At 55.5% G+C, this 24521-nt stretch carries 27 protein-coding genes and 1 riboswitch; of the genes, 15 read left to right on the top strand and 12 right to left on the bottom strand.

Annotated features, from left to right (window positions below):
* Positions 1 to 8 precede the first annotated feature (8 nt).
* Complete coding sequence (locus J0A66_RS10975) at positions 9 to 1223, bottom strand: efflux RND transporter periplasmic adaptor subunit (RefSeq protein ID WP_241264144.1); 1215 nt, start codon at positions 1221 to 1223, stop codon at positions 9 to 11.
* A 185-nt stretch (positions 1224 to 1408) separates the two neighbouring features.
* Between J0A66_RS10975 and J0A66_RS10970 the strand changes: the two genes are divergently transcribed.
* Complete coding sequence (locus J0A66_RS10970; protein WP_206573858.1) at positions 1409 to 2014, top strand: TetR/AcrR family transcriptional regulator; 606 nt, start codon at positions 1409 to 1411, stop codon at positions 2012 to 2014.
* 12 nt (positions 2015 to 2026) lie between these two features.
* Here J0A66_RS10970 and J0A66_RS10965 read toward each other — a convergent pair whose 3' ends face one another.
* Entirely contained in the window at positions 2027 to 2380 is a 354-nt protein-coding gene (locus J0A66_RS10965) for a hypothetical protein (protein ID WP_206573857.1), read from the bottom strand.
* A gap of 390 nt (positions 2381 to 2770) precedes the next feature.
* Here J0A66_RS10965 and ccoG point away from each other — a divergent pair, with 390 nt between their 5' ends.
* From ccoG to J0A66_RS10935, 6 genes are all read left to right on the top strand, one after another.
* Entirely contained in the window at positions 2771 to 4204 is a 1434-nt protein-coding gene (ccoG, locus tag J0A66_RS10960; protein WP_206573856.1) for a cytochrome c oxidase accessory protein CcoG, read from the top strand.
* 68 nt (positions 4205 to 4272) lie between these two features.
* On the top strand, positions 4273 to 5244 hold the full coding sequence (locus tag J0A66_RS10955; protein WP_206574016.1) for a serine/threonine protein kinase: 972 nt from the start codon (positions 4273 to 4275) through the stop codon (positions 5242 to 5244).
* A gap of 64 nt (positions 5245 to 5308) precedes the next feature.
* Positions 5309 to 5506: riboswitch (cobalamin riboswitch) on the top strand.
* A 62-nt stretch (positions 5507 to 5568) separates the two neighbouring features.
* A complete protein-coding gene (locus tag J0A66_RS10950; RefSeq protein WP_206573855.1) occupies positions 5569 to 7494 on the top strand; it encodes a TonB-dependent receptor domain-containing protein in 1926 nt (641 codons plus the stop codon).
* Positions 7495 to 7609: 115 nt separating this feature from the next.
* On the top strand, positions 7610 to 8233 hold the full coding sequence (locus tag J0A66_RS10945) for a thiol:disulfide interchange protein DsbA/DsbL (RefSeq protein ID WP_206573854.1): 624 nt from the start codon (positions 7610 to 7612) through the stop codon (positions 8231 to 8233).
* A 134-nt stretch (positions 8234 to 8367) separates the two neighbouring features.
* The gene (locus J0A66_RS10940) at positions 8368 to 8991 is read left to right on the top strand and encodes a thiol:disulfide interchange protein DsbA/DsbL (protein ID WP_206573853.1); all 624 of its coding nucleotides are present in this window, start codon (positions 8368 to 8370) and stop codon (positions 8989 to 8991) included.
* 128 nt (positions 8992 to 9119) lie between these two features.
* A complete protein-coding gene (locus tag J0A66_RS10935) occupies positions 9120 to 9821 on the top strand; it encodes a glutathione S-transferase N-terminal domain-containing protein (protein ID WP_206573852.1) in 702 nt (233 codons plus the stop codon).
* Here the strand turns inward: J0A66_RS10935 and fre are convergent, their stop codons facing one another.
* On the bottom strand, positions 9822 to 10520 hold the full coding sequence (gene fre, locus J0A66_RS10930) for an NAD(P)H-flavin reductase (protein WP_206573851.1): 699 nt from the start codon (positions 10518 to 10520) through the stop codon (positions 9822 to 9824). It abuts the gene before it with no gap.
* A gap of 6 nt (positions 10521 to 10526) precedes the next feature.
* A complete protein-coding gene (gene ubiD / locus J0A66_RS10925; RefSeq protein WP_206573850.1) occupies positions 10527 to 12008 on the bottom strand; it encodes a 4-hydroxy-3-polyprenylbenzoate decarboxylase in 1482 nt (493 codons plus the stop codon).
* A 206-nt stretch (positions 12009 to 12214) separates the two neighbouring features.
* Between ubiD and J0A66_RS10920 the strand changes: the two genes are divergently transcribed.
* The 4 genes from J0A66_RS10920 (at position 12215) to ubiK (ending at position 13778) form a co-directional block, all read left to right on the top strand.
* Complete coding sequence (locus tag J0A66_RS10920; protein ID WP_206573849.1) at positions 12215 to 12718, top strand: hypothetical protein; 504 nt, start codon at positions 12215 to 12217, stop codon at positions 12716 to 12718.
* Positions 12719 to 12779: 61 nt separating this feature from the next.
* Positions 12780 to 13040: a TIGR02647 family protein gene (locus J0A66_RS10915; RefSeq protein WP_206573848.1), complete on the top strand. Its 261-nt coding sequence runs from the start codon at positions 12780 to 12782 to the stop codon at positions 13038 to 13040.
* Between the two features lie 4 nt (positions 13041 to 13044).
* Positions 13045 to 13416, top strand: coding sequence for a DUF2750 domain-containing protein (locus J0A66_RS10910; RefSeq protein WP_206573847.1), 372 nt, complete (start codon positions 13045 to 13047; stop codon positions 13414 to 13416).
* Between the two features lie 107 nt (positions 13417 to 13523).
* The gene (gene ubiK / locus J0A66_RS10905) at positions 13524 to 13778 is read left to right on the top strand and encodes a ubiquinone biosynthesis accessory factor UbiK (protein WP_206573846.1); all 255 of its coding nucleotides are present in this window, start codon (positions 13524 to 13526) and stop codon (positions 13776 to 13778) included.
* A 47-nt stretch (positions 13779 to 13825) separates the two neighbouring features.
* On the opposite strand, the gene J0A66_RS10900 is transcribed toward ubiK, so the two are convergent.
* On the bottom strand, positions 13826 to 14851 hold the full coding sequence (locus tag J0A66_RS10900; RefSeq protein WP_206573845.1) for a GlxA family transcriptional regulator: 1026 nt from the start codon (positions 14849 to 14851) through the stop codon (positions 13826 to 13828).
* 105 nt (positions 14852 to 14956) lie between these two features.
* Between J0A66_RS10900 and J0A66_RS10895 the strand changes: the two genes are divergently transcribed.
* Complete coding sequence (locus tag J0A66_RS10895; protein ID WP_206573844.1) at positions 14957 to 15139, top strand: hypothetical protein; 183 nt, start codon at positions 14957 to 14959, stop codon at positions 15137 to 15139.
* 46 nt (positions 15140 to 15185) lie between these two features.
* Here the strand turns inward: J0A66_RS10895 and J0A66_RS10890 are convergent, their stop codons facing one another.
* Positions 15186 to 15761 (bottom strand): cytochrome b, encoded by a 576-nt coding sequence (locus tag J0A66_RS10890; RefSeq protein ID WP_206573843.1) that lies wholly within the window; start codon positions 15759 to 15761, stop codon positions 15186 to 15188.
* 74 nt (positions 15762 to 15835) lie between these two features.
* Here J0A66_RS10890 and J0A66_RS10885 point away from each other — a divergent pair, with 74 nt between their 5' ends.
* A complete protein-coding gene (locus J0A66_RS10885) occupies positions 15836 to 16726 on the top strand; it encodes an ATP-grasp domain-containing protein (RefSeq protein ID WP_206573842.1) in 891 nt (296 codons plus the stop codon).
* Here the strand turns inward: J0A66_RS10885 and J0A66_RS10880 are convergent.
* The 5 genes from J0A66_RS10880 to J0A66_RS10860 all read right to left on the bottom strand — a co-directional run bounded on the left by J0A66_RS10880 (position 16702) and on the right by J0A66_RS10860 (position 22714).
* Positions 16702 to 17232 carry a GAF domain-containing protein gene (locus tag J0A66_RS10880; protein ID WP_206573841.1) on the bottom strand — a complete coding sequence of 177 codons (531 nt, stop codon included), beginning with the start codon at positions 17230 to 17232 and terminating at the stop codon, positions 16702 to 16704. The genes J0A66_RS10885 and J0A66_RS10880 overlap by 25 nt on opposite strands.
* A 53-nt stretch (positions 17233 to 17285) precedes the next feature.
* Positions 17286 to 17903 carry a GTP cyclohydrolase II gene (gene ribA, locus J0A66_RS10875; protein WP_206573840.1) on the bottom strand — a complete coding sequence of 206 codons (618 nt, stop codon included), beginning with the start codon at positions 17901 to 17903 and terminating at the stop codon, positions 17286 to 17288.
* A gap of 172 nt (positions 17904 to 18075) precedes the next feature.
* Complete coding sequence (locus tag J0A66_RS10870) at positions 18076 to 20949, bottom strand: EAL domain-containing protein (protein WP_241264143.1); 2874 nt, start codon at positions 20947 to 20949, stop codon at positions 18076 to 18078.
* A gap of 77 nt (positions 20950 to 21026) precedes the next feature.
* The gene (locus tag J0A66_RS10865) at positions 21027 to 21287 is read right to left on the bottom strand and encodes a DUF3630 family protein (protein WP_206573839.1); all 261 of its coding nucleotides are present in this window, start codon (positions 21285 to 21287) and stop codon (positions 21027 to 21029) included.
* Positions 21275 to 22714, bottom strand: a complete 1440-nt coding sequence (locus tag J0A66_RS10860) for a protein adenylyltransferase SelO (RefSeq protein WP_206574014.1) — start codon at positions 22712 to 22714, stop codon at positions 21275 to 21277. Before J0A66_RS10860 ends, J0A66_RS10865 begins: the two co-directional genes overlap by 13 nt.
* 71 nt (positions 22715 to 22785) lie before the next feature.
* On the opposite strand from J0A66_RS10860, the gene J0A66_RS10855 reads away from it, so the two are divergent.
* Complete coding sequence (locus J0A66_RS10855; protein WP_206573838.1) at positions 22786 to 23091, top strand: c-type cytochrome; 306 nt, start codon at positions 22786 to 22788, stop codon at positions 23089 to 23091.
* Positions 23091 to 23411 (top strand): hypothetical protein, encoded by a 321-nt coding sequence (locus J0A66_RS10850; protein ID WP_206573837.1) that lies wholly within the window; start codon positions 23091 to 23093, stop codon positions 23409 to 23411. The genes J0A66_RS10855 and J0A66_RS10850 overlap by 1 nt, the downstream gene beginning before the upstream one ends.
* 274 nt (positions 23412 to 23685) lie before the next feature.
* Here J0A66_RS10850 and J0A66_RS10845 read toward each other — a convergent pair whose 3' ends face one another.
* Complete coding sequence (locus J0A66_RS10845; protein WP_206573836.1) at positions 23686 to 24408, bottom strand: hypothetical protein; 723 nt, start codon at positions 24406 to 24408, stop codon at positions 23686 to 23688.
* Positions 24409 to 24521: the final 113 nt, after the last annotated feature.

Genomic DNA, 24521 nt, shown 5'->3' with positions numbered 1-24521 from the left:
GACTCCTGTTACTCGGCGCTGGCGCTTTGAGTGGGTTTCTGATCGGCAAGCACCACCGGCATGCCGGGGAAGAAGATATGGGCCAGTCCTTCGACTATCACTTTATCGCCGTCCTTGAGGCCTTTATGGATCACCCAGCCGTTCTGGATCCCCTGGGGGGTTTCCTGACGCACCCATTCGCCCACTTCAACCGGGGCGGGGCGGGCTACCAATTGACCCTGCTCGTTCTTGGCCGCCAGGTAAACGAACTTACCCGTACCGCTGTCCTGCACGGCTTTTTGCGGCACCACATAGGCCTGCATGCGCCGGGCGCCTTCCAGTACTACCCGTACGAACTGGCCGGGACGCAGTTTGAAATCCGGATTGGGCATAATGGCCTGCAACTCTGAGGTGCCGGTCTGGGTGTTGATCCTGACATCGCTGAAATTGACCACCCCTTCCCGCTCGTAGAAGGAGCCATCCTGAAATTTGATTTTGGTGGTCCAGTGGCCGTCCTGGGGCAGGTTCAAACGGCCGGCTTCCTGTTCCTGGCGCATTTTCAGCTGTTCACGCTCAGACAGGCCGAAACGGATGCGAATGGGATCCAACTGGGTGACATTGGTCAGCAGGGTTTCCGGGCCGGGTACGAACGTCCCCTCGGAAACCTGTTCACGGCCGGCAATGCCGGTGACCGGCGAACGAACCTGGGCATACTCATAACTGAGCTTGGCATCCTGCAGGCTGGCTTCGGCGGATTTCACATCGGCAACGGCAATCTCTTCGGCCGACAGGGCATTGTCATAATCCTGCTGGGAAACGGTATTCTGCTTACGCAACGACCCCAGCCGTCTGACATCGCGACGGGCGCTTTCCAGCCGGGCCTTGGCGGCTAGCAGGTCGGCTTCGGCGCGGGAAATATCCACCTTGAAAGGTTCCAAATCCAGGGTAAAGAGGGACTCGCCCTGTTCGACCTTGTCACCTTCCTCGAAATTGCGCGACTCCAGGATGCCGGCCACCCGGGCGCGGATCTCCACTTCCTTGGAGCCTGACAGGGTTGCCGGCAGCTCCAGGGCAAAGGGAACGGTTTGCGCCTGCATGGTCTGTACGTCCACCGAGGCCGGTTGCATTTGCTGCTCACCGCCCTCAGATGCCGGGCTGGGCTGTCCGCACCCGACCAGGACACCGACCAGGGCCAGGCTGGCGAATTTAAGGCGTGAAGAAAACATCCGATTGTTAGTTGCCATTGATGCACCGAAAAGTAAGGGAAAACAGGAGAAATAACCTTAGGTGTAAAAAGGTTATATAATGTTAAGGTAATAAAGTACACGATATCGTATACTTTATCTATCCATTAATCTGCTTTATCTGCCGGTTAATCGTTTCAATTTGTATCAGCGAACCCTTATCCGGTGCTGATTGGGAGACAAGTTTGGGCCGAAGTGACAACAAGCACAATGATATTCTTTGTGCTGCCATTCGCGAGTTCTGCGAAAAAGGCATGATGGCGACCACTATGGAGTCCATCGCCTGCCGGGCAAATGTTTCCAAACGGACCTTGTACAAGCATTATCCCTGTAAAGAAACCCTGTTGGATTCGGTGGTGACCCTGCTGCTGGAGCGCATCGAACCCCTGCAGAAAAGTCATTATGATCCGAACCGACCCTTGCTGGAACAGCTCAGGGAATTGGGCAATAAGGTACTGGCGCTGGTCTGCGACGAGGATTACCTGCGTCTGTCACGTATTGTGATTATTGAATCCATGCGCTCGGAACGGGAAGCCCTGCGCCTGAACGAGAAGTTCAGCGATTGTGAGCGTGGCCTGCACAGTTGGTTTGCCAATGCCGCCAAGGCGGGTGCCCTGGGCAACCTGAGTCCCATGGTGGGCGCGGCCATGTTCTACGGGGCAATCAAGGAAGTGGCGTATTGGGATCAAGCCATCAGCTGGAAACCCATGCTGGGTGAGAAAGAAGCCAGGGCGCTGATTAATGAAACCTGTGAATGCTTTGCCCGGGCGGTGGCCGCCAGTCAGGCTTAGTCATCAGGGGTGTCAGTCGAACTGCACCTTGCGGATTTCTGAGCACAGGTAGATCAGTGTGGCGCCGTACACGTAGGGGTTCTTGTCCTTTTCGATACAGTAGTAGCGCTGGAAATGCTCCAGCTTGCTGCGGCTGGATGTGATATCCATGATGTATTCGCGCTGATAGTCGCTCAGATTGGCGATAAAGGGCCTGATGCGCTTCTGCAGGTCAGACAGTGCTTCACGCTCGGCCATGGTGGCGAGTTCGGTCATCCAGTCTGACAGGTTGTCCTGGATATCTGCCAGCCAGAACTGGACAAAGGAGGAGCGTAGCACCACCACCAGCACGGCAATTTCCAGGATCAGGACAATCGTACGTTTCATTGCGTTACATCAAGCTTTATCTCGTACAAAAATCATACCTTAACCTATCGGGTCTGCCTACAAGCCTTACTTATACGGCAGGACCATTAGGTACAGGAGTCGATATTCATACCTGAATCACGGCAGGGCCCGGACAGGGTCGGGGCAAGCCTGTTATACTCTGGCCGTCCGGCCGCCTGGTGGGACTGCGCCAGATAGAAGCAAAGGCGGGACCAGTGAGTAAACAGGCCTCTTTGCAGGGGCAAGGATAAGCTTTATAATTTTCAGAAATTATTGAAAGTTCGAAAAGTAAGCGCCGGGTAGCCAGACTGCCCGTGTGGCAAGTCGGGCGAATCATACAGACGCACCCCGCAACGGAACGCCAAGCAGTGCACCAAGAGACCAGGACTAATGAGCGAGCGAATTCCCGTAAAAGATATCTCTCCGATCAAAATTCACCAGCCGGACAGTCGTGAACATAACGATAATTATGCTCCGCGCAGCCGCATTTATGTGCGCGCCGTACAGGGCCCCCTGGAGACCTTCCGTCGCTATTTCGGGCTGTTCTTTGTCGGTTTGTTCGCCGTGCTGCCCTGGCTGAGGTACGAAGGGCACCAGGCCATACTCTTTGATATCGGTGAGCAGCGATTCAATATCTTCGGCCTGACCCTGTGGCCGCAGGATCTGACCATTCTGGCCTGGATATTTATCATCGGCGCCTTTGCCCTGTTTTTTATCACCACCTTTGCCGGCCGGGTCTGGTGCGGCTTTATGTGTCCACAGACCGCCTGGACTTATATGTTTGTCTGGTTTGAGGAAAAGCTGGAAGGCAGTCGTCACCAGCGGATGAAACTGGACCAGCGGCCAATGGACCTGGACAAGTTCTGGCGTAAAACCGCCAAGCATCTGTGCTGGCTGGCCGTGGCGGTACTGACTTCCCTGACCTTTGTGGGTTATTTCACTCCCATCGATGCCTTGTTTGTGGATTTCTTCACCCTTGAGACAGGTTTCTGGGTCAGCCTGTGGGTGTGGTTTTTCACCTTCTGTACTTATGGCAACGCGGGCTGGATGCGGGAAATCATGTGCACCCACATCTGTCCCTACGCCAGGTTCCAGTCGGTGATGTTCGATAAGGACACCTTTACCGTCACCTATGATACCAACCGGGGTGAGCGCCGCGGCCCACGCGGTCGAAAAACCAGCCGCGAGCAGTTGATGGCAGAAGGGGTGGGCGACTGTATCGACTGCCATCTGTGTGTGCAGGTTTGCCCGACGGGCATAGATATCCGCAACGGCCTGCAATACGAATGCATCAATTGCGGCGCCTGCGTGGATGCCTGTAACGGGGTGATGGACAAGATGGGCTACCCCAAGGGGCTGATCCGCTATACCACCGAATCCATGCTCACTGGTGGCCATACCCATATTATCCGGCCTAAACTGGTGGGTTACGCGGTAGTGTTGCTGGTGATGATCGGTTTCCTGGCGCTGGATCTTTTCACCCGTGTGCCGCTGGACGTGGATATTCTTCGTGATCGCAACCAGCTTTACCGGGAGACTTCAGACGGTCTGGTGGAGAACGTCTATACCCTGAAGATCCTCAATAAGTCCCAGCACGAGATGCGCTATCAGATAGGGGTAGAGGGGCTGCTTGACGCCCGCTATATAGGTCCGCAGGAGATCACCGTGCGTGGAGGTGAGGTGTATGTGGAGCCGGTCAGCGTGGCCGTGAACCCCTACAACCTGGACAGCAATATTACCGACATTCGTTTCCGTATCAGCGCCCTTGGTGAGGACAATGAATCCGTGGAAGTGGTGGAACCGACCAAGTTCCTGTACCGTTAGGGCTGTTTTGGGGCCGCCGAAAAGGGGTCCCAATGTTGACGGCACTGACCCAATGGATACCTCTTCCCATGCAGGACTTCAGCTATACCAATCTGACCCCGGATCTGATCCTGGATGCCATCGAAAGTTGCGGTATCCGGGTCGATTCCGGCCTGCTGGCCCTGAACAGCTATGAAAACCGCGTTTACCAGTTTCTGGACGAGGACAGACGTCGCTATGTGGTGAAGTTTTACCGCCCGGCACGGTGGAGCCGAGAGCAGATCCAGGAAGAACATGACTTTGCCTGGGAACTGCAGGAGCAGGAAATCCCCCTGGCAGCCCCCTTGAAACTGGGTGGCCAGACCCTGCACGAGCACCAGGACTACCTCTTTGCTGTGTTCCCTTCGGTTGGAGGGCGCCAGTTCGAGGTGGACAATCTGGACCAACTGGAATGGATGGGGCGGTTTATCGGCCGTATCCATGCGGTGGGGGCCGCCAGCGAATTCCGGTACCGTCCGGTGCTCAATACCGATGAGTTTCTGTTCAAGGCCCGCGAGCATCTTGAGCAGGGGCACCTGGTGCCTGACTCCCTGAAAATCCCCCTGTTTACCATTATGGATCAGGTGATTGAGCGCGCTGCCGGTCAATACCGGCCCAAACGCCAGATCCGCCTGCACGGGGACTGCCATCCCGGCAATATCCTGTGGCGGGACGGCCCGACTTTTGTCGATTTGGACGATTGCCGGATGGGCCCGGCCATCCAGGACCTGTGGATGATGCTCTCTGGCGATCGCCAGCAGCGCCTGCTGCAACTGGACACTCTGGTCTGCGCCTATGAAGAATTCAGCGATTTGGATCCCCGCGAGCTGGCGTTGATTGAACCCCTGCGCGCCATGCGTATGGTGCACTATATGGCCTGGTTGAGCCGGCGCTGGGAAGATCCTGCGTTTCCTAATGCGTTTCCATGGTTCAGTACCGATAAGTACTGGGAGCAGCAGATCCTGTCGTTAAAAGAGCAGCTCAGCGCCCTGCAGGAAGCCCCCTTGTCGCTGATACCCTGAGCTGAGATCAAGTTTTAGCCATCTGGATTTCCAGAAAGCACTGTCCTTTCTATGCCAGTTATTTATAATCGCCGACGTTCAAGGTGCCCTCAGTAATAACGAAGGATAAACGGGAAGTCATACGACGCTGCCCCCGCAACGGTAAGCAAGCTAAGTGAATCACTGGCCACTGTCAGAGACCCTGATGGGAAGGCGATTCACCCGGTCCAGCCATGCTGCGCCACTTGCAAGCCCGGATACCGGCCTTGACCCAGGTGCTGGCGCCCCGTGCGACCAGTTTCAGGCTAATGCACTCGGGTGGAGTGCCAAAACCAGGCTAACAATATGCAATTTATTCCTACCAAAACCGGGCTGGCGGTGACTGCCGCCCTGCTGGCGAGTTTTTCTGTTTCCTCTAATGAACCCATAGAGATCATCAGTGTACTGGGTGCAAGACTGCCCGTCAGCGTCGCACAGCTGGGTGCTTCAGTATCGGTCATTGAACGCGCACAGATCGAAAACTCCGGTGCCATCAATGTGGCGGACCTGCTGCGCAGTCAGGCCGGCGTACATATCAGCCAGGACGGCGTCAAAGGCGCCCAGACCCAACTGCGACTCAGGGGCAGCGAAGCCAACCATGTGCTGGTGCTGGTGGACGGAGTGGAAATTAATGACCTGAACGACGGTGCGGTCAACTTTGCCCATCTGAACCTGGCTAATGTCCAGCGCATCGAGATCCTGCGCGGCCCGCAAAGCGCCCTGTGGGGAAGCGGTGCGGTCGGCGGCGTGATCAATATCAGCACCCGCTCCGGCAAAAATGGCTACGCCGGTGGCGGCGAAGCGGAATGGGGGCAGAACGCCAGCCAGCGACTGGCGGCCAGCCTGCGCGGCGGCACAGACCAGATCAATTTTGCCCTGGCTGCCAGCCATTTCAGCACAGACGGGGAAAACATATCCCGCCAGGGCGATGAGCGGGACGGCACCCGTAACAACGAGCTGTCCGCGTCGCTGAACTGGCAGGTTGGCGATGAAAATGAGATCAAGGCCCAGTACCGCCATCTGGACTTTTTCAACCAGTTCGATGGCACGGACTTTGTTACCGGCCTGCCCGCCGATGCGGACAGTTTTACCCACGGACAGCAAGGCAGCGGTAAGCTGGAATGGCACTACCGGCCCGTGGGCAGTGACTGGAGCCAGGCCGTGGGCATGCATTACAGCCGCAACCAAAGTGAGAATTTCACCCCGGGTTTCGATGCGCAGAGCGCGTATGATGTGACCGAGGTGGACAGCGACAAGCAGCGCTGGTTCTGGCAGAACAGTCTGAATTATGCGCCTGGCAGCCAGGCCAGCCTGGTCTTCGAGCACGTCAGTGAATCCTTTGAGCAAGTCGGTCAGGCAGCGCCCTGGGGGGATCCCAACCAGCAACAGGATAACGACAGCCAGTCGGCCGTGGCCGATCTGGTGCATAGGCTTGGCCGGGATGTCAGCATCAACGCCAGCCTCAGATATGACGATAACGACCTGTTCGATGACGCAATGACCTACCGGCTGGGCTTGAGCTACCAGTTACTGAGCAGCCTGAGCCTGTTCGTCAGCCAGGGCAAGGCGATCAAGAACCCCACTTTTATCGAACGCTTCGGCTACACCCCGACCAGCTTTATCGGCAATCCGGATCTTGAGCCGGAGCAATCGGTCAGCACTGAACTGGGCGCCCGTCTGCAACTGCCAGGCGGATGGCAGTCCAGCCTCAGTGTTTATCAGGCTGAGCTGGAGGACGAGATCAACGGTTACTACTTCGATCCTGCCCTTGGCGGACCTACGGCTATCAACATTGAGGGTGAAAGTGAACGTCGCGGGCTGGAGTGGCAGGTCAGCGGCAGATTCTACGACCTGCAACTGGCATTCAATTACAATTATCTGGATGCCCGCGAAGGGGAAGGTGAACTGGCCACCCCTGAAGTACGCAGGGCCCGGCATGGGGCTGATCTGACCCTCAATTATGTCTTTATGGATGATATGGCCAATCTGTATCTGCAGGCCAACTACCAGGGCACGCGCGAAGACGACTTTTTCCCGCCGCCAACCTATGCCAGAACCCGGGTTGACCTTGGCGCCGTGACGGTCATCAATGCCACCTTCAATTACCGTTGGGACCAGCACTGGCAACTGACTGTGCGGGCGGAAAACCTGTTTGACGAGGAGTACGAGGAAGTACTGGGCTACCGCCGCCAGGGCCGCACGGCCTATCTGGGCGCCAGCTACCAGTTCTGAGGGACAAAGGTGAGAATGCTGAACCCCAACTGACTGCCCCGGGCCGGGGTTCGGCATTTAAAAAAAGCTGTGGTAATCTTGGCGCAGTTTTAGTTTTGAAGGAATGCGTTTGACCATGAAGAAGCTGTTAGGCATTTTGACCCTCGCACTGATGCTGCCCCTGCAAGCCTGTGCACAGGAAATGTACACTGAAGGCGAGCACTATGAAGTCATCGCCGAGGAAGCCAGCAAAGATCGTGAAGTGCTGGAATTTTTCTCTTTCTGGTGTCCCCACTGCCATGCGTTCGAACCGCTGGTTGAACAGATGAAGCAGAAGCTGGACGAGGAAGTGAAGTTTGAGAAGGTCCAGGTCAACTTTATGGGGTTCGCCGAGAAGGACGTTCAGGACGAGGCCACCCGCGCCATGATGGTGGCCCGTGCCCTGAAGCGAGAGGACCAGCTGAATAAAGCTATCTTCAACTATATCCATGTGCAGCGTTCTCCCGTCACTTCCATCAAGGATCTGAAAAACATCTTTATCGTCAATGGGGTGGATCCGGACGAGTTTGACAAGCTGGTGAAAAGCTTTGGCGTGAACAGCATGTTTTCCAAGAACAACAAGCTCATCGATCAGTACCGCAAGGAGCTGAGTGGGGTGCCGACCTTCATCGTCAACGGCAAGTACAAGGCCAAGTTCACCCGCGAGATGACGCCTGATGACATGGTGGACCTGATCGTCTGGCTGTCCGAACAGAAGTAATCAGACTGCAGAATATAAGAAAGGGGGCTGGTAAGCCCCCTTTTTACGTTTGCTTACAAATTCCAGGCCCGGTGATTTTCCTGCCTGAAGACGGCGTGGTAGCTTTATCCCCTTCTGTTAAAGGAAAATCAAAAATGAAGAAGCTGCTGTCCCTATTCCTGCTTTCCCTGACGTCTTTCACCCTGCAAGCCGTAGAGTGGCAAGAAGACGTGCATTATGAAGTCATCGCCGACAAGGCCAGTGCCAAGCCGCAGGTGATGGAGTTTTTTTCCTTCTGGTGCCCTGCCTGCAATGCGGTGGAGCCTATCGTCAAACAGATGCAAAGCCGCCTGGAAGCGCAAGGTGTCAGGTTTGACAAGGTGCATGTGAATTTTATGCACTTTGCCACACCGGAAACCCAGGAGGCCGCCACCCGCGCCATGATGATAGGCAAGGTGCTGAAGCGCGAGGGCGAGTTGAATCAGGCCATCTTTGACCGTATCCATAAGCAGCGGGGCCATATCGTATCCGAACAGGACCTGCAGGCGGTATTTTCCGCGTCCGGGGTTTCCACTGAGGAATACGGCAAGATGCGGGACAGCTTCGGCGTCAACAGTCTGACTGCCAAAAACAACAAGTGGATTGACGAGTACCGCAGCAAACTGACCAGAGGGGTGCCGGCTTTTATTGTTAACGGTAAGTACCGCGCCACCTTTACCCGCGATATGACGCCGGATCAGGTGATTGAGCTGGTGGTCTGGCTGGCCGGGCAAAAGTAAAGACAGCTTGCCGGTGACAGAATCCGTTGCCGGCTTTTCCCTTGAAAAGGCTCCTGTTACCCCAAGTCTGTTCATTACCAATAGGCCAAATCTTATTGGTGGAAGGAACGGACAACAAAGGAGCAAACATGTCACAACCAGACCTGTGGTTTCCCAAACGCTGGCCCGCCAGCCACCCGGATAAAATACAGCTCTATTCCCTGGCTACACCCAATGGCCAGAAAGTCAGTATTGCCCTGGAAGAACTGCAACTGCCTTATGAAGCACACCGTATCGATATCGGTGATGGGGACCAGTTCGACGAGGATTTCCTCAGGATTAACCCCAATGGCAAGATCCCGGCCCTCAGTGATCCTGACGGACCTGGCGGCAGGCAGATTCTGATGATGGAAAGTGGCGCCATTCTATACTACCTGGCCGACAAGACAGGCAGGCTGATCCCCAGACGGGATGACGGTAGGTACCAGACCTTGCAATGGCTGTATTTCCAGGTTGGCCATGTGGGCCCCATGTTCGGCCAGTTCGGTCATTTCCATGTGTATGCCAGGGACAATTGCGACCATCCGTATCCGCACAAGCGCTATAAGAATGAAACCCAGCGCCTGCTGGGTGTGCTGGACAAGCGCCTCAAAGACAGGGACTTTATCCTGGGTGAGGAGTACAGCATTGCCGATATTGCCATCTGGCCCTGGGTGGACGCTCTGGGGCGTTTCTACGAGGCTGAGGAACTACTGGAACTGGACAGCTTTGAGCAGGTGCAGCGCTGGCACCGGCAGATTGCCAGCCGTGATGCGGTCAAAAAGGGCAGGGAAGTCTGCCCGGTGGAATGACTATATGAACGAATAGGCATCGCCGAACAGGTTTTCCAGCATCAGCCCCTGCTCGTGGAAGGCCTCCCGTGCGACGCCGGCCATTTCGAAGCGCCCGGCGACATAAACCTGATAAGGCTCGAGGCTGATAAAATCCTCCAGCACCGCCTGGTGGACCAGGCCGGTTCTGCCCTGCCAGCCGGCGCCGGGTTTTTCCACCACCGGGATAAACCGGAATCTGGGGTATTGCTCGGCCAGCGCCGCGAGGTCGTCGTGGGCGTACATGTCTTCGAGGGTACGGGTTCCCCAGTACAAAAACAGCGGCTCGAGCAATGGCGTGCGCAATTTTTTCTGCAACAGGCTCAGCACATAGGAAAAGCCGGTCCCGCCCGCCATCAGGATGGTGGGTTTGGGGATACCTTCCCGTAAGTAGGCCTTGCCGTGGGGGCCGTCCACTAGGAGGGAAGGTTCGTGACGCACCCGTTCTATCACCTGCATAGCCCAGGGATTATGCTCCGATGCGCCGATATGCAGTTCAATCTCGCCCGAGTCATCGGGGGCGTTGGCAATGGAAAAGGGCCGTTTGTCGGTCTCGCCCATGATCACGCGGATATACTGACCCGCCTTGAAATCAAAGGGCTGGGCCGGCTTAAGCCTGACCTTCCATACATGGGGGGTCAGCGGCTCGATGCGGGTGATCTTGGATTCAATTTCAGACATGATTCTCTATTCTTGATTGGCGGCATCCAGGCCGAGCTCGGCCCAGATACTGTCGATGCGTTGCTTGACGGCGGCATCCATGACGATGGGGCGTCCCCATTCCCGGTCGGTTTCCCCCGGCCATTTATTGGTGGCGTCCAGGCCCATCTTGGAACCCAGGCCGGAGACCGGTGAGGCGAAATCCAGATAATCGATGGGGGTGTTTTCAATCAGGGTGGTATCCCTGGCCGGGTCCATGCGGGTGGTAATGGCCCAGATGACATCGTTCCAGTCACGGGCATTGACGTCCTCATCACAGACGATCACAAACTTGGTGTACATAAACTGACGCAGGAAGGACCAGACCCCCAGCATCACCCGCTTGGCATGGCCGGGATACTGCTTTTTCATGGTCACCACCGCCATGCGGTAGGAACAGCCTTCCGGTGGCAGATAAAAGTCGACGATCTCAGGAAACTGCTTCTGCAGTATGGGTACGAACACCTCATTGAGGGCGACACCCAAAATGGCCGGTTCATCCGGCGGCCTGCCGGTGTAGGTGGAGTGGTAGATGGGGTCTTTTCTGTGCGTCATATGGGTGACGGTGAAGACCGGGAAGTCGTCCACTTCATTGTAATAACCGGTGTGATCCCCATAAGGGCCCTCCGGCGCGGTCTCCCCTGGCGCGATATAGCCTTCCAGGACGATCTCGGCGCTGGCCGGGACCTGCAGGCCATTGCTGATACATTTGACCACTTCGGTTTTATCGCCCCGCAACAGCCCCGCAAAGGCATATTCGGATAACGTATCGGGGACCGGCGTCACTGCCCCCAGGATAGTGGCGGGATCCGCTCCCAGGGCCACCGAAACCGGAAAATTCTCGCCCGGATGCTGCTGGCACCATTCTTTGAAATCCAGCGCGCCGCCCCGGTGTGACAACCAGCGCATGATCAGTTTATTGGGTCCCAGCAACTGCTGACGATAGATGCCCAGGTTCTGGCGTTGCTTGTGTGGTCCCTTGGTGACCGTCAGGCCCCAGGTGATCAGGGGGGCGGCATCTTCCGGCCAGCAGGTCTGGATGGGGATACGGGTCAGATCCACCTGCTCACCGCTATGCACCACCTCCTGGCAGGGGGCTTTTTTCACTTCCTTGGCCGGCATGTTCAGGACCTGCCTGAAGACCGGCAGTTTGTCCCATAGTTCCTTGAATCCTTTTGGGGGATCCGGCTCTTTCAGGTAGGCCAGCAACTTGCCCACCTCACGAAGGCTCTCCACTGACTCCTGACCCATGCCCATGGCCACCCGCCTGGGGGTGCCGAACAGGTTGGCCAGCACCGGCATGTCAAAGCCTTTGGGATTCTCGAACAGGATTGCCGGCCCGCCGGCCCGCAGGGTGCGGTCGGCGATTTCCGTCATCTCCAGCACCGGATCGATCTCCATGGTCACCCGCTTGAGTTCACCGGCTTTTTCCAGTTGGGCGACAAAATCCCGTAAGTCTTTGTATTTCATGTGGTTGAACTATATTTAAAGTGCCTTTCATTATACCCGAGTTACCCCGGGCTGTTTACCTTTCCTGTCAAATGGCCGGGGAATCCGTGCTGCCCTGGCACCGACCCAGTTGAACCGGACTTGGGGCAATCCGTCCCTGACCTCTGTCGGTGAGGCGGAATACATGACAGGCTGCTGCTGTTTTTTTCCGGATCATCGAGGTGCCTATGTGGATACAACGTCCTTCCCGTCTGCTGGTTTTTGCATTGCTGCTCTGTCCCCTGGCCCGGGCTGCCTGTGAGGGGCCCGAATATGATCAGTTTGATTTCTGGCTGGGCCACTGGCAGGTCAGTGCAAAGGGTAAAATCGCCGGAACCAATCGTATCAGTCAGGATCTGAGTAATTGTGTGCTCAGGGAACACTACACTACGGCCTCAGGATTTGAGGGGCGCAGTCTGAATATTTATGATGCCAGCCGGCAGCTATGGCATCAGACCTGGGTAGATAATTCCGGGCTTCTGCTAAAGTTGGAAGGAAGCTGGCGGAATGACGCGATGATCCTTGAGGGGCCGGGGCTGTCCGGGAAGGGCGAAAAACGCTTGCACCGGATCACCTGGACACCCAATATAGACGGTAGCGTTCGCCAACACTGGCAGGTCAGTGCCGACGGCGGACAGAGCTGGACCAGCCTGTTTGACGGACGGTACGAGAAGATAGCTGCAGAGGAATAAGCTGTCGGGAATCCGGGTTGCGGCCCACCTGACAGCCGGATGGTCACACCAGGAGACAGCCATGCCATTTAATCAATCCATGCTCGACGAACTGAATCTGTTACTCAAATTTCCCCTCGGCAGTCTCCGCCAGGGGCTGAAAATTCACCACGACGCCGATCCGTCTATCATCGATGCGGCCGGGCGTCTGTTCAAAAAAGGCGTCATCACGCAAGTTGACGGAGGTTATCTGACCGATTTGGGCCATGATCTGCACGAGCATGCCCAGATAGTCGCTTCGGCACTCAGTGCCCAGGCTTCCCGACCCGTTGAACAGGAGTAATCCCATGTCTGCAGAACTTAACCTGGATCGTAAATACGACATTCTGACCAAGACACCGGAACAGCGCAGCGAGTATCTGCTCAGCCAGATACAGGCCACCGGCGAGATCTGGACCCTGGTGGATAAAGACGGTGCCATGATACTGACCACGGATGAGGAGGATTGTATTCCTGTGTGGCCGGATGCGGTCTTTGCCAGAGACTGGATCAACGGCGACTGGTCACATTGCAAGCCCTATTCGATTTCCCTGTCTGACTGGCAGCACAAGTGGCTGCCGGGCCTGGAGGATGACGAAATCCAGGTGGTGATGTTTCCGGTGCCGGACGAGGAAGGCCTGGTGATGGCCCCCTGGGAAATTGCCGATAAACTGGCCTAAGCTGGTTAACAGGCGAACAGGCAGAAGCCCTATCGCCTCGTATTCAGGCTTGAACCCGGCCCTGAGCCGGGTTCTAATTTGCCCCTCTGTGATTATCAGGAAACGACATGCTGGACCCGAAAAAAATTGAAGAGATTGCCCGCCAAATCACCGATGCCATCCCCCCTGGGGTAAAATCCATGGCCGAAGGGGCCGAGGCCAAGGTAAAGCAGGTATTGCAGTCGCAGCTGAGCCGCCTGGATTTTGTCAGCCGCGAAGAATTTGATGTGCAGACCCAGGTGCTGGCCCGCACCCGTGAAAAACTCACCGCCATGGAAGAGCGCCTGGCCGAACTGGAGAGACAACTGCGCGAACAGGCCTGAGTCGGTCCGGTTCCACGACAGGCAACAGACTATCTGCCCGCCGCGGCTCAGGCACTGAGCCGCGGCTGGTAGGCAAATCGCTGGCGGTAGGCCTTAGGGGTCAGCTGGGTCAGATTGACAAAGAGTTTGCGAAACGACGCCGGATCCCCATAGCCCACCTTCTCGACAATCCTTTCTATTGGCAGATCCGTGGCCTGTAACAGGCCCTTGGCTTTTTCCACCCGGATTTGCTGCAGGTAGGCCAACGGCGTCTCCCCGGTGGCCGCCTTGAAACGCCGGATCAGGGTGCGCTTGGTGACGGCAAACCGGTCGCATAGTTCATCCAGATTGAACGGCTCTGCATAATGTTGGCGCATCCATTGTTGTACCTGCTCCATCAGACTGTCACGGTGCCCAATCACCAGTTCCGGGTCGATAAAGGCCTGCTGTGACAGTCTGTGCCTGTCCATCAGCAGCAACTTGGACAAATTGTTTGCAAAGGCAAAACCCATGATCTCTTCGAGTATTGCCATACATACATTCAAAAATGAGGTGGTGGCGCCGCCGGTAATAATATTGTCAGAGCGCACCACCAATTCGTCGAATTTTAACCTGACCTGCGGGTAGCGCTGGGCAAAAACCTCCTTCAGCCACCAGCAGGTGGTGGCCTGACGGTTATCTAGCAGCCCCGCCTCAGCCAAAGAGAAGGTGCCGCTGCAATGGCTTGCCACCCAGGTGCCACCCGCCACGGCTTGTTTGAGTTTGGCATACATGGGCTGCGCCGCCTGCAGATAGGCTTTCAATCCACTCTTGCTGTAGGTGTAGGCAGCCACGGAGATCATGATGTCGGCTTGTTGCAATTCGTCGATGGGACGGCAGGGCAAGATAAAACCATTGGAGCATTGCACCTGTTTACCTTCAACCGAATAGAGCTCACATTCAAACAGGCGGTGGGGATCGGCCGGATACATGTATTGCCAGAAGGAGTTGGCGTATTCGAAGAAGTCTTTGACGCCCATCAGTTCAGAGCCGACGGCATTGTTGGTCACCAATATGGCGACCTGTTTTATGTTCATTTCCTGGATCGGTTTCATTTTGTCACTATTGGCATCTTTTTTATCATTATTGCCACTAACGGTCCTTTTGGCAAGGGACTAGACTGTCAGCATCCAAACAAGGTTGAATCTAAGGAGTGGGTGATGCGCATGATAAAAAACAAATCCGGACTGGCGATACTGGCCCTGATATCGGGTTGGGGACTGATGTTCTGGATCCAGTGGAGCAGTAATCTGCCGGAGGGAATTAACCTCATCGGTATTCCGGCGCTGATGATATTGCTTGGGCTGCTGGCCGGGCTGGCCATGGAAGGTGAGGATAACTGACGGCGGCGCTGCCGCCACAGCGGTAAAACAATCTGGTGGGCCGGGCCTAGAGCATCTTCTTCAAGGTACGATCCCTTGCCACAAAATGGTGGTAGAAGGCTGCCAGGGCGTGTCCCAGGATCAGCATCCACACCAGCAGGGCACCGCCCAGATCTTTATGGATGTAATCGGCGACGTTTTCGTAGCTTTCGTAATTCGTGCCCAGCAGAGTCATTAGCGGTCCCATCATGGCCGTGTCGCTGAACCTGGGGATCTCGGCCAGGAAGAAAAACTCAGTATTGGCGCCGGTGCCTGTATAGCCGGTAAACACCATCACCACCATCATCAGGTACAAAAGCAAGTGACCCAGATGCGCGGCCCGGACTTGCCAGGCCGGTCCGGGGCAGGTTCTGGGTGGGGTATTGCCAAGCCGCCATATTATGCGCAGCAGCACCAACACACCGATAGAGATCCCCACCGACAGATGCAATTGCAACGCAGTCCAGTTCTCCGGGGTCTGCTTTTCGGTAAACCACTGCCGGTAGTACACGGCGCAATAGGCAGCCAGAAACAGCAGGGCTGTGCCCCAGTGCAGCCATTTGGCAATGCTGCCGTAATCCTTGTGCGTATTTTTGAACGGCATAGGTTCCCCAAAGCAGTTGTTATTCGTTTTATCCGGCAGCTATGATGCCGCTCTGTGCAAATCGGGTAAAGAAGATGAAACGCTGCGCCATATTATCCATGGATAGCCTGGAGGGCTACTTCGTTTACGACCATCTGCTGGAAGAGCCGATGAGCGAGGCCGGCTGGCAATTGCAGACATTGTCCTGGCGGGAAAAAGACGTGGACTGGAATCAGTTTGACGTCGTGTTGATCCGCAGTCCCTGGGATTACCAGAAAGACGCGAAGGCGTTTTTGTCGTGCCTGCAACGTATTGAAGCCTCCAGCGCGGTACTGGAAAATCCCCTGGCCTTGGTACGCTGGAATATCGACAAGGCTTACCTGCGGGAGATTGAACAAAAGGGTATCCCAGTGGTGCCCACCCTCTGGCAATCCCGCTTCGACCTGCAGACGGTGCAACGGGCATTTACCCACTTCGACACGGACGAGCTGATTATCAAGCCGCTGGTCAGTGCCAATGCGGATGACACCTTCCGCCTGGATAGCAGCACATTACAGGCCTGCGCAGGGCAACTGGCCGAGGTGTTCTGCCAGCGGAAGCATATGATTCAACCCTTTTTAAATACAGTTATTGATGAGGGTGAGTATTCACTCTTCTATTTTGGCGGGCAGTATAGCCACGCCATTATCAAACGACCCAAAGAAGCAGACTTCCGGGTTCAGGAAGAACATGGCGGCAGGCTGGAAAGCATCGAACCCACCCCTGAATTGCTGACACTGGCCGAGCGAACGCTGGCGGCGATTCCGTACCCGCCCCTCTACGCGCGGCTGGATTTTATTCGACATGGGCCGGGCTTTGCCGTGATGGAGCTGGAACTGATTGAGCCCTCCTTGTATTTCAATATGGACGAAGAGTCGCCCCGGCGCTTCAGCCGGGCCTTTGTGGAGAAATTTGGCCCGGGTCAGCCCGCCTGCTTGTCCCGTTGAGAGGCGACAATGGAGGCGCTGATTACCTTGGCGGCCAGATCCAGAATTTGTGCGTCCACATCGTCAAAGGCGTTTTGTTTGGGGGAGAAGACCTTCAGGACGCCTACCAGTTCATCCTGAAACCTCAGGGGCACAACCAGCATGGATGTCAGTCCCACGGCCTGGCAGGCTGCAAAATCCACTCTGGGGTCGGTGGCGGCATCATGGCAGTTGAGAACCTTGCCTTCGCGGATGCATAAGCCCGAGAGGCTGTTGTTCCGTTTCAGTCGCAGGCCCAGTTGTTCGCGGGCCTTGCCGGTGGCGGCCTGGTAGACCATCTCGTCGCCCTCGACCATCTCCACCACCGCCCCGCTGGCAAAGGTCAGCTCCTCTGCCAGTGTGGCCATTTTTTCCATCACCTGCTGCAGGCTCAGACCACGGATTATGATGTCCGCCTGGGCTTCGATAACGGACAACAATTGTTCTTTTGTCACCATAGCGATGGCTTCAGAATTCAGTGTCAGCAAAATCACCTCCAATCAGGGATTATTGACCTCCTGTCCTCGCTGTTCTTAGTCCTTTATTTGAGTAAATGTGGGTCGAACCTATGGCCCAGCTTCTGGGTCTTGGTACGGATATAGCCCTTGTTGTCTGCTGTTATACCATGATCTATGGGGGTCCGTCTGACCACTTCAATACCCAGGTCGGTCAGAGCGTCAATCTTGCGGGGGTTATTGGTCATCAGGCTGACTTTGCTGATTTTCAGGGTATCCAGCATATATTTGCAGATTCGGTAGTCGCGCAGATCTGCATCGAAGCCCAGGTGTTCATTGGCTTCCACTGTATCCAGGCCGTTGTCTTGCAGGTGATAGGCGCGAATCTTGTTCAGCAGGCCGATGCCGCGTCCCTCCTGGCGCAGGTAAAGCAACACACCCTTTCCCTCTTCAACAATATTCTGCAGGGCTTTTTCAAGCTGAAAACCGCAATCACAACGGGTACTGAACAGTGCATCACCGGTGAGGCATTCGGAGTGGATGCGAATGGGTACCACCTCGCCTTCCTGCCACTCACCATAGGACAGGGCCACGTGTTCCTGCTCTGTGCCCAGCTCCACAAAACCATGGATGATGAACTGGCCATACCGGGTGGGCAACTTGGCCGAACTGATGTATTCGAACTGCGTATCCGCTTGTTTCATGGGCTTGGCTTGGCTGTCTCTTAAATAAGTTTAGTACGTAATTGCCGGTGCTTAGCCGTCAATTAAAGGACGCACAATATAGCCGCAAAGGCGGCTGATGAAAAATCAAAATACTGAATGAATCCGTTCGGAAAATACGACCAGGGAAACGTCGCAATGGCGGTCCGCGGGATCAGGGACTGGTCAGGGGGGTAAAATCCTTAAGGGGGGCGGGTCTGGCCACTCCGTAGCCCTGGGCATAGTCCACCCCCATCTTGCCCAGCTCCACCATGATCTCCTTGCTTTCGACAAACTCCGCCACCGTCTTCATGCCCAGCGCCTTGGCTACATCCTTGATGGAGCTGACCATGGCCATGTCGACAGGATCCACCAGCAGATCCTTAACGAAACCGCCGTCAATCTTCACATAGTTTACCGGCAGGCTCTTAAGGTAGCCGTAAGAGGAGAAGCCGCTGCCGAAATCATCCAGGGCGAAACGGCAACCCAGCTGGTGGAAGGTTTTAATAAACTGCAGGGTCTCATCCATCTTGATGATGGCCATGCTCTCGGTGATCTCGAAACAGATCTTGTTATAGGGCACGCTGTACTTTTCAAAGGCATTGAGTACGAACAGGCGCAGGTCCTTGTCCCCCAGCGAATTACCGCTGAGATTGATATTGGCCCTGACCAGTTGGGTCTTGTGTTCAGGCTGCCGGGATAACCATTTGAAGTAATGTTCTATAACCCAGCGGTCGATTTGCGCGGTGAGGTTGTAGCGTTCTGCTGCAGGCAGGAAAGAGGCCGGCGAGATAATCTGACTGTCGTCGTCCCCCAGCATGCGGATCAGGATTTCGTAGTGGTGGCCCCGGCTGATTTTGTTCAGGGGGTGGTAATGCTGGTAATAGAGCTCAAACCTGTTTTCCTGCAGGGCCTTGTTGATCAGGGAAACCCAGTGCAGCTCGGTCTCGTAGCGCTGGATTTTCTCATCCTGTTTGGAGTAGGTATGGATCTGGTTACGCCCCTGCTCCTTGGCCATATAGCAGGCCGAATCTGCCATGCTCAGCAGTTGTTCCGGTGAATGAATGGTCTGGTTGTAAGGTACCAGACCGATGCTGATGCCCAGGGTAAAGATACGATTCTCCCAGACAAACCTGAACTGTTGCACCACATTCAGCAGCTTGTTGGCCAGCAGGTAGGCGCTTTCCTCACTTGCCTGTTCGGCTTCCAGTAATACGCCGAATTCATCACCGCCCAACCTGGCCAGCAGGCCCTTGCCTTCCACCACCTGGTTGAGCTGCTGGGACAGTTGCTTGATCAGGATATCCCCGGCCTTGTGGCCGCAGGTATCATTGACCACCTTGAACTGGTCGAGATCCATATACAGCAGAGTCATTTCCGCGCCGGCTGTTTTGGCCCGCTCCAGTGTCGCCCTGAGCTGTTTCTCGAATTCGCGACGGTTGAATACCCCGGTCAGGGGATCATGGGTGGCCATGTACTCCAGGCTCATGGTGGATTCCTTGCGCTCGGTAATATCGAAGATAGTGCCGAACAGGTAATCCTCATCATGCTCATGGCGCAACTGCACCGAAATGGAAAACCAGAACTCGCTGCCGTCCCTGCGTACGCCGCGGATCTCACGGCCCATCACCAGACCACTTCGCTTCAGCTCCTCCACCAGACTCAGGCGATCCAGCTGGTTGGCATAGAACTGGGCGGTACTGGTGCATTCGGCCAGCATCTGCTCTTCATCATCGTAACCAAACAGATGGCACATGGCCGGATTGGTCGTGATCAGTTTGCCCCCCAGGGTTGAGGTGTAAAGGCCCTCCGCGGAGTTACGGAACAAATCATAAAAGCGACGCAGGTCGTTGATGGTGTTGCTCTGTCTCTGGTAGCGGGAGATATTTTTTGCCTGTTCATGGGCCTCCACGGCCAGGGCGATGAGCAGGACGCCAAACAGGGCCAACAGGGTCAGGTAAAGACTCAGATAGGAAGCCAGCAGCACGCCTGACAAGTACAGGCCGGACTTGACGCCGGCCGCCAGGGCTATGGTAGACCAGCCTATGGCGTAGATACGGTTGGGTCGGCCGTCCTGGCGGTTAGTGAAGCGCCAGGCCAGCATCAGTTGCACGACCACGGTGGCGCCGGCCAGCCCCATGGCCGCGATGATCTGCAGATAATCGTTCAGCACAAAGGCGGCCAGCAAAAGCAGATAAGAGGCGGTGTAAGAGGCGTAGCGCCAATACAGGGGGACACCGCGCAGCATGCTGTGGGATACCTTGGCGACGGTGAACAGGGACAAGGCCACGAGGCTCAGGTTAAGCAGGGAAATATACTTGGACAGGGGCGGCAGCACTTGTACCAGCACCCCCTCCACATTGATAAACAGCAGCAGGAAGCTCAGGCTGGCCATGGCCAGCCAGAAGCGTACGGGGCTGTGCATCAGCACATAGGTTATCAGGTAGTAGCAGGCCAGAATCAGCATGGCCCCGCCAATCATGCCAATAAGAGCCAGGCTGGCCTGCTCCTTGGCGATGAGGGCTTCGTCCCGCCATACCTTGATGGGAAAGACCAGGGGGCCACGGTCGGCAATGCGGAAATACACATCCAACTTCTCGTTGGCACCCATCTCCAGCCGGGCAACAAAGTCCCGGTGGTTGACAGGCCTTGCACTGAAGGGACGCATGGCCCCCATCATCAGGGAGGTGCGGATCCGGCCCTTGTCATCCAGTATGTGGATATCCACTTCGTCGAGGGTGGGATTGCCGATCACAAAGGCAAAACGCAATGGCAGACTGTCCTGGTTGATCAGGCTGAAATGGCCCCACAGGCTCTCGTCCTCCCCCAGTGGTTCTATGTTCTGGCTAGGATGCCAACTGGTAAGGTTTTGCACCTCAGAAAGCTGAACGTACTTCTCAGTGCGCAGGAAACGGCTGTGGGGATGTAGCTCCGCACTTTGGAACTGACGGTCCAGTGCCAGGGGCTGCTGCACGGACTGGCTGAAAATAGCCGTGGAAAGCAGGATCAGTATCAATGCGGCAGTCAGCAGGGAGAGAATAAGTCTCAAATGGCGGCTTCTGATTATTATAATAGTTTCAGTCCAGTATAAGTTCTTTGGCGCTGCTGGAAAGACCCAAATCAAATCTATTTAACGGTCTCTTGTATCTGGTCGGCCAGCCAGGTCAAATCCGCCCGGCCCAGTGCTTCTATCCATACGGCCTCGCAAAGGTGGTCCAGGCACAAGACATAGCGCTGATGGCCGATACTGAATTGCCATTGTTCACGATCAGCACCCAGCTCCATGGCATGCCCCCGGACACCGAGTCCACCGAAGCGCCGGTGGCCATACTCAGCCAGTCCCAGACGGGCGGCAAGCGGATAATCCCCCAGGTTTAACTGCTGCATGAAATCTCCAGGCTTTTGCCCCAGTCCGGAGGGGCCTTGGCATAGGCCTGTTTGTCAGGCTGTTCCTGGTAAGGATGTTTCAGCAGTTCAAATAAGGTTTCGAACTCGCGGAAATCCCCCTCCCCGGCTTGTTCGATGGCTTGCTGAGCCAGATAATTACGCAGTACGTATTTGGGGTTGTGTCGACGCATGCTGGCCTGACGTTGCTCGTCACTCCATTCCTGGGCGGATAGCCTGGCACTGTACTGCTCCAGCCAGGCCTGGGTCCTGGTTTGGTCGACAAAGTGATCCAGCAGGGGTTGCGGCTTGTCCGGTTGGTAGTGGCTGAGCAGGCGAAAGCTGATGTGATAATCCCGGGCCTCGTCATGTAATTGCTGGATAAATGCCGAAATCAGGGCTCTGTCACCCTCCTGCTTGTCCTGCAAACCCAACTTCTGTGCCATCAGACCAAAGTAATGCTCAAGCAGTCTGGGCTCGAACTTTGCCAGTTGGTTCTTCAGGGCTTCCACGTCCAGATAGGGCGTGAAGGCATGGGCCAGGGCATTGAGATTCCACAGGGCGATACCCGGCTGGTTGTCAAAGGCATAGCGTCCCTGGTGATCCGAATGATTGCAGATAAAATCCTGTTTGAAATCATCCAGAAAGGCATAAGGGCCGAAGTCGAAACTGATGCCGTGAATGGACATATTGTCGGTATTCATCACCCCATGGGCAAAGCCGAAGGCCTGCCATTTGGCTACCAGTTCGGCCGTGTCCAGCACGATTTGGCCGAGCATGGCCTGGTATTTGTCATCCCTGTCATGCAGCTCGGGAAAATGGTAGGTAAAACAATAATCAAACAGACGCTGCAGCTTGCCGCTCTGACCGCTGTGATAGAAATACTCAAAGTGGCCAAAGCGTATATGGCTCTGGCAGGTGCGGATCATCATGGCCGCCGTTTCCCGGCGCTCACGCATTACCGGTTCGCTGCTGGTAATCAGGCAAAGGGAGCGGGAGCTGGGAATACCCAGATAATGCATGGCTTCGCCCACCAGATACTCGCGCAGGGTGGAGCGCAAGACGGCGCGACCGTCACCAAAGCGGGAATAGGGGGTCTGGCCAGCACCCTTAAGATGCAGATCCACCGGCTTACCGCGGCTGTCTTTGGTTTCAGCCAGCAGCAGACCGCGGCCATCCCCCAGTTCGGGGTTCCACTGGCCAAACTGGTGACCGCCATACTTCTGCGCCATGGCCAGGCGGTTCAACCGGCCCGTTTCGTCGAACAATGCGTGAAAAAGCCGGCTCTGGGTGAAAAGTTCCGGATCCAGATCAAGATCTTCCAGCAGGGACTGGTTAACATGGCGCAGCACAGCCCCCTGGGGCTTTTGTACAAAGACTGGACTGCCCAGATCCGCCAACTGTTTCGCGTAGGTATGAGCCAGAAACAAAATAATGCCGTATTCCAAATGGATTTAATTAGTTATTGTAACAGACGACCACTATCACCTTGGGAGCACGAATGAAGAAATTGATCGGTCTGCTGGCCATCCTGGCCGCCCTGCCTGCCACCGCCGCCGATATCCAGGCGGGAAAATCCAAGTCAGCCACCTGTGCGGCCTGTCACGGCACCAATGGGATTGCCATGATCCCCATGTATCCCAATCTGGCAGGCCAGAAAGAACAATACCTGGTGCTGCAACTGAAAGCCTTCCGTGACGGTACCCGCCAGAACATGGTCATGTCGCCCATGGCCAAGCCTCTGTCGGATGAAGATATTGCCAACCTGGCCGCCTACTACGCCAGTTTGGATCCCGCTGGTAAATAGTGTCCCTGTCTATCCTGCTGATTGAGGCGGACAGCGCCCGGCGCCGCGATCTGGCGCTGGTGCTTGAAACTACCGGGGGGTATCGGGTAACAGCCTTGCCATCGGCGGAAAAGGCGGTGCCTCTGTTATTATCGGCGCATTTCGATTTAGTGGTGGGGCAAAGCCGGGTGCTGGCCCAGATGCCGGTGGATTTGCATAAGATCGGTTACGGCCCCCGCCCTGATATACCGCCACCGAGCTGCCTGGGCTGGGTGGACAAACTGGCCCCATTGCCGGCATTCGCCGAGCAGGTCAGACAGCTTTTGCTGAAAAAGAATTGAGTTAAACCACGGAGACCAAAAGGCAGAGAGTGTGGGAGTGATCCTATCAGTGTACCCTATGGTTTGATGCCTATTCGTCAAGCCATATTGTCATCCGGTAATTTCGCGCCAAGACCGCAAAGACGCAGAGAAGTAAAGCCTGAATCTTTTCCCCTCTGCGTCTTTGCGGTCTCTGGGCGAGAAAACGCTGCGTCTGAGTCTGGTTAATATGGAAGCGCCGCAAGCCCGCAAAGATCGAGCTCTTTCTTCTCTATGTTTATTGATTTAAACAGGATCAGTCTTTCTTCAGAATCTGGTAGTAGTAAAGTCTTTCTCCATCATCAATGGTTACCCCGCCGCCCACATTGTTGAATTCATACCAGCTTTCACGTCGCATCGCTCCCCATACACTTTGTACGGACCAGGCTGCCTGCTCCGGCAGAGTGGCACGCAGCTCACAGGTGGTTGTTTTGCAGACCAGCGATCTCACCTGGAGTGCTCCTGATTCATCATTCAGGGCTATGAAGTCCAGAATCTGTTGCCGCATACTGTCGCCCCAATGGTAATCGTAATCCTCTTTGGCAAAGCGCAAGAAGTCTTGCTGCCAGACATAGCCTCCCGGACCACTCATCATCTCTGCATAGGGAGAGGGAAGATGAGAATTGATTAACTGTTCCAATTCCTGCTTTTGTTCATCGCTTAACTCAATCCTGTTGGAGTAAAGCTTTGTAGGTAATGGAGCCGTGGCGGTTTCAATACTTTCGTTAACGGCACGCGCCACTGAGCCAGGTGAATCAGTGAAGGAGGATTGTGGATGAGGCGGCGACACTGATACCGGTGCTTCCTTGCCAGGGGATGGGGACGAAGCTTGTAAGCGCTGTGCAGCATCGGGTGGCGGCTTAACACTAGCCTCGGCGAGTGGAGGTTGAAAAGCCCGTGTACTCAGCAAGCCAACTGCAAAGCACACCGCGCCAAAACCCAGAAGCATGAAAAGGCTGAAACGTTTTTCAGACCACATGAGCGATTTCCTTATCTTTATTCAGAGGCTGTTGCTGAATCATAGTGGAGTCAAAGGCAAATAAAAAAATAGTAATTCATCACCGGGATAGGAAGCCCTACCAGGAGCGCAAA

The organism is Bowmanella dokdonensis, assembly GCF_017254865.1.
GTDB classification, from domain to species: domain Bacteria; phylum Pseudomonadota; class Gammaproteobacteria; order Enterobacterales; family Alteromonadaceae; genus Bowmanella; species Bowmanella dokdonensis.
This window is presented reverse-complemented; position numbering and strand designations above follow the sequence as displayed.

What these genes read in the sequence shown, in the direction of transcription:
- J0A66_RS10975 (WP_241264144.1), bottom strand. Translation starts at nt 1,223, where the DNA reads ATGGCAACTAACAATCGGATGTTTTCTTCACGCCTTAAATTCGCCAGC.
- J0A66_RS10965 (WP_206573857.1), bottom strand. Translation starts at nt 2,380, where the DNA reads ATGAAACGTACGATTGTCCTGATCCTGGAAATTGCCGTGCTGGTGGTG.
- ccoG (WP_206573856.1), top strand. Translation starts at nt 2,771, where the DNA reads ATGAGCGAGCGAATTCCCGTAAAAGATATCTCTCCGATCAAAATTCAC.
- J0A66_RS10955 (WP_206574016.1), top strand. Translation starts at nt 4,273, where the DNA reads ATGCAGGACTTCAGCTATACCAATCTGACCCCGGATCTGATCCTGGAT.
- J0A66_RS10950 (WP_206573855.1), top strand. Translation starts at nt 5,569, where the DNA reads ATGCAATTTATTCCTACCAAAACCGGGCTGGCGGTGACTGCCGCCCTG.
- J0A66_RS10945 (WP_206573854.1), top strand. Translation starts at nt 7,610, where the DNA reads ATGAAGAAGCTGTTAGGCATTTTGACCCTCGCACTGATGCTGCCCCTG.
- J0A66_RS10940 (WP_206573853.1), top strand. Translation starts at nt 8,368, where the DNA reads ATGAAGAAGCTGCTGTCCCTATTCCTGCTTTCCCTGACGTCTTTCACC.
- J0A66_RS10935 (WP_206573852.1), top strand. Translation starts at nt 9,120, where the DNA reads ATGTCACAACCAGACCTGTGGTTTCCCAAACGCTGGCCCGCCAGCCAC.
- fre (WP_206573851.1), bottom strand. Translation starts at nt 10,520, where the DNA reads ATGTCTGAAATTGAATCCAAGATCACCCGCATCGAGCCGCTGACCCCC.
- ubiD (WP_206573850.1), bottom strand. Translation starts at nt 12,008, where the DNA reads ATGAAATACAAAGACTTACGGGATTTTGTCGCCCAACTGGAAAAAGCC.
- J0A66_RS10920 (WP_206573849.1), top strand. Translation starts at nt 12,215, where the DNA reads ATGTGGATACAACGTCCTTCCCGTCTGCTGGTTTTTGCATTGCTGCTC.
- J0A66_RS10915 (WP_206573848.1), top strand. Translation starts at nt 12,780, where the DNA reads ATGCCATTTAATCAATCCATGCTCGACGAACTGAATCTGTTACTCAAA.
- J0A66_RS10910 (WP_206573847.1), top strand. Translation starts at nt 13,045, where the DNA reads ATGTCTGCAGAACTTAACCTGGATCGTAAATACGACATTCTGACCAAG.
- ubiK (WP_206573846.1), top strand. Translation starts at nt 13,524, where the DNA reads ATGCTGGACCCGAAAAAAATTGAAGAGATTGCCCGCCAAATCACCGAT.
- J0A66_RS10900 (WP_206573845.1), bottom strand. Translation starts at nt 14,851, where the DNA reads ATGAAACCGATCCAGGAAATGAACATAAAACAGGTCGCCATATTGGTG.
- J0A66_RS10895 (WP_206573844.1), top strand. Translation starts at nt 14,957, where the DNA reads ATGCGCATGATAAAAAACAAATCCGGACTGGCGATACTGGCCCTGATA.
- J0A66_RS10890 (WP_206573843.1), bottom strand. Translation starts at nt 15,761, where the DNA reads ATGCCGTTCAAAAATACGCACAAGGATTACGGCAGCATTGCCAAATGG.
- J0A66_RS10885 (WP_206573842.1), top strand. Translation starts at nt 15,836, where the DNA reads ATGAAACGCTGCGCCATATTATCCATGGATAGCCTGGAGGGCTACTTC.
- ribA (WP_206573840.1), bottom strand. Translation starts at nt 17,903, where the DNA reads ATGAAACAAGCGGATACGCAGTTCGAATACATCAGTTCGGCCAAGTTG.
- J0A66_RS10865 (WP_206573839.1), bottom strand. Translation starts at nt 21,287, where the DNA reads ATGCAGCAGTTAAACCTGGGGGATTATCCGCTTGCCGCCCGTCTGGGA.
- J0A66_RS10855 (WP_206573838.1), top strand. Translation starts at nt 22,786, where the DNA reads ATGAAGAAATTGATCGGTCTGCTGGCCATCCTGGCCGCCCTGCCTGCC.
- J0A66_RS10845 (WP_206573836.1), bottom strand. Translation starts at nt 24,408, where the DNA reads ATGTGGTCTGAAAAACGTTTCAGCCTTTTCATGCTTCTGGGTTTTGGC.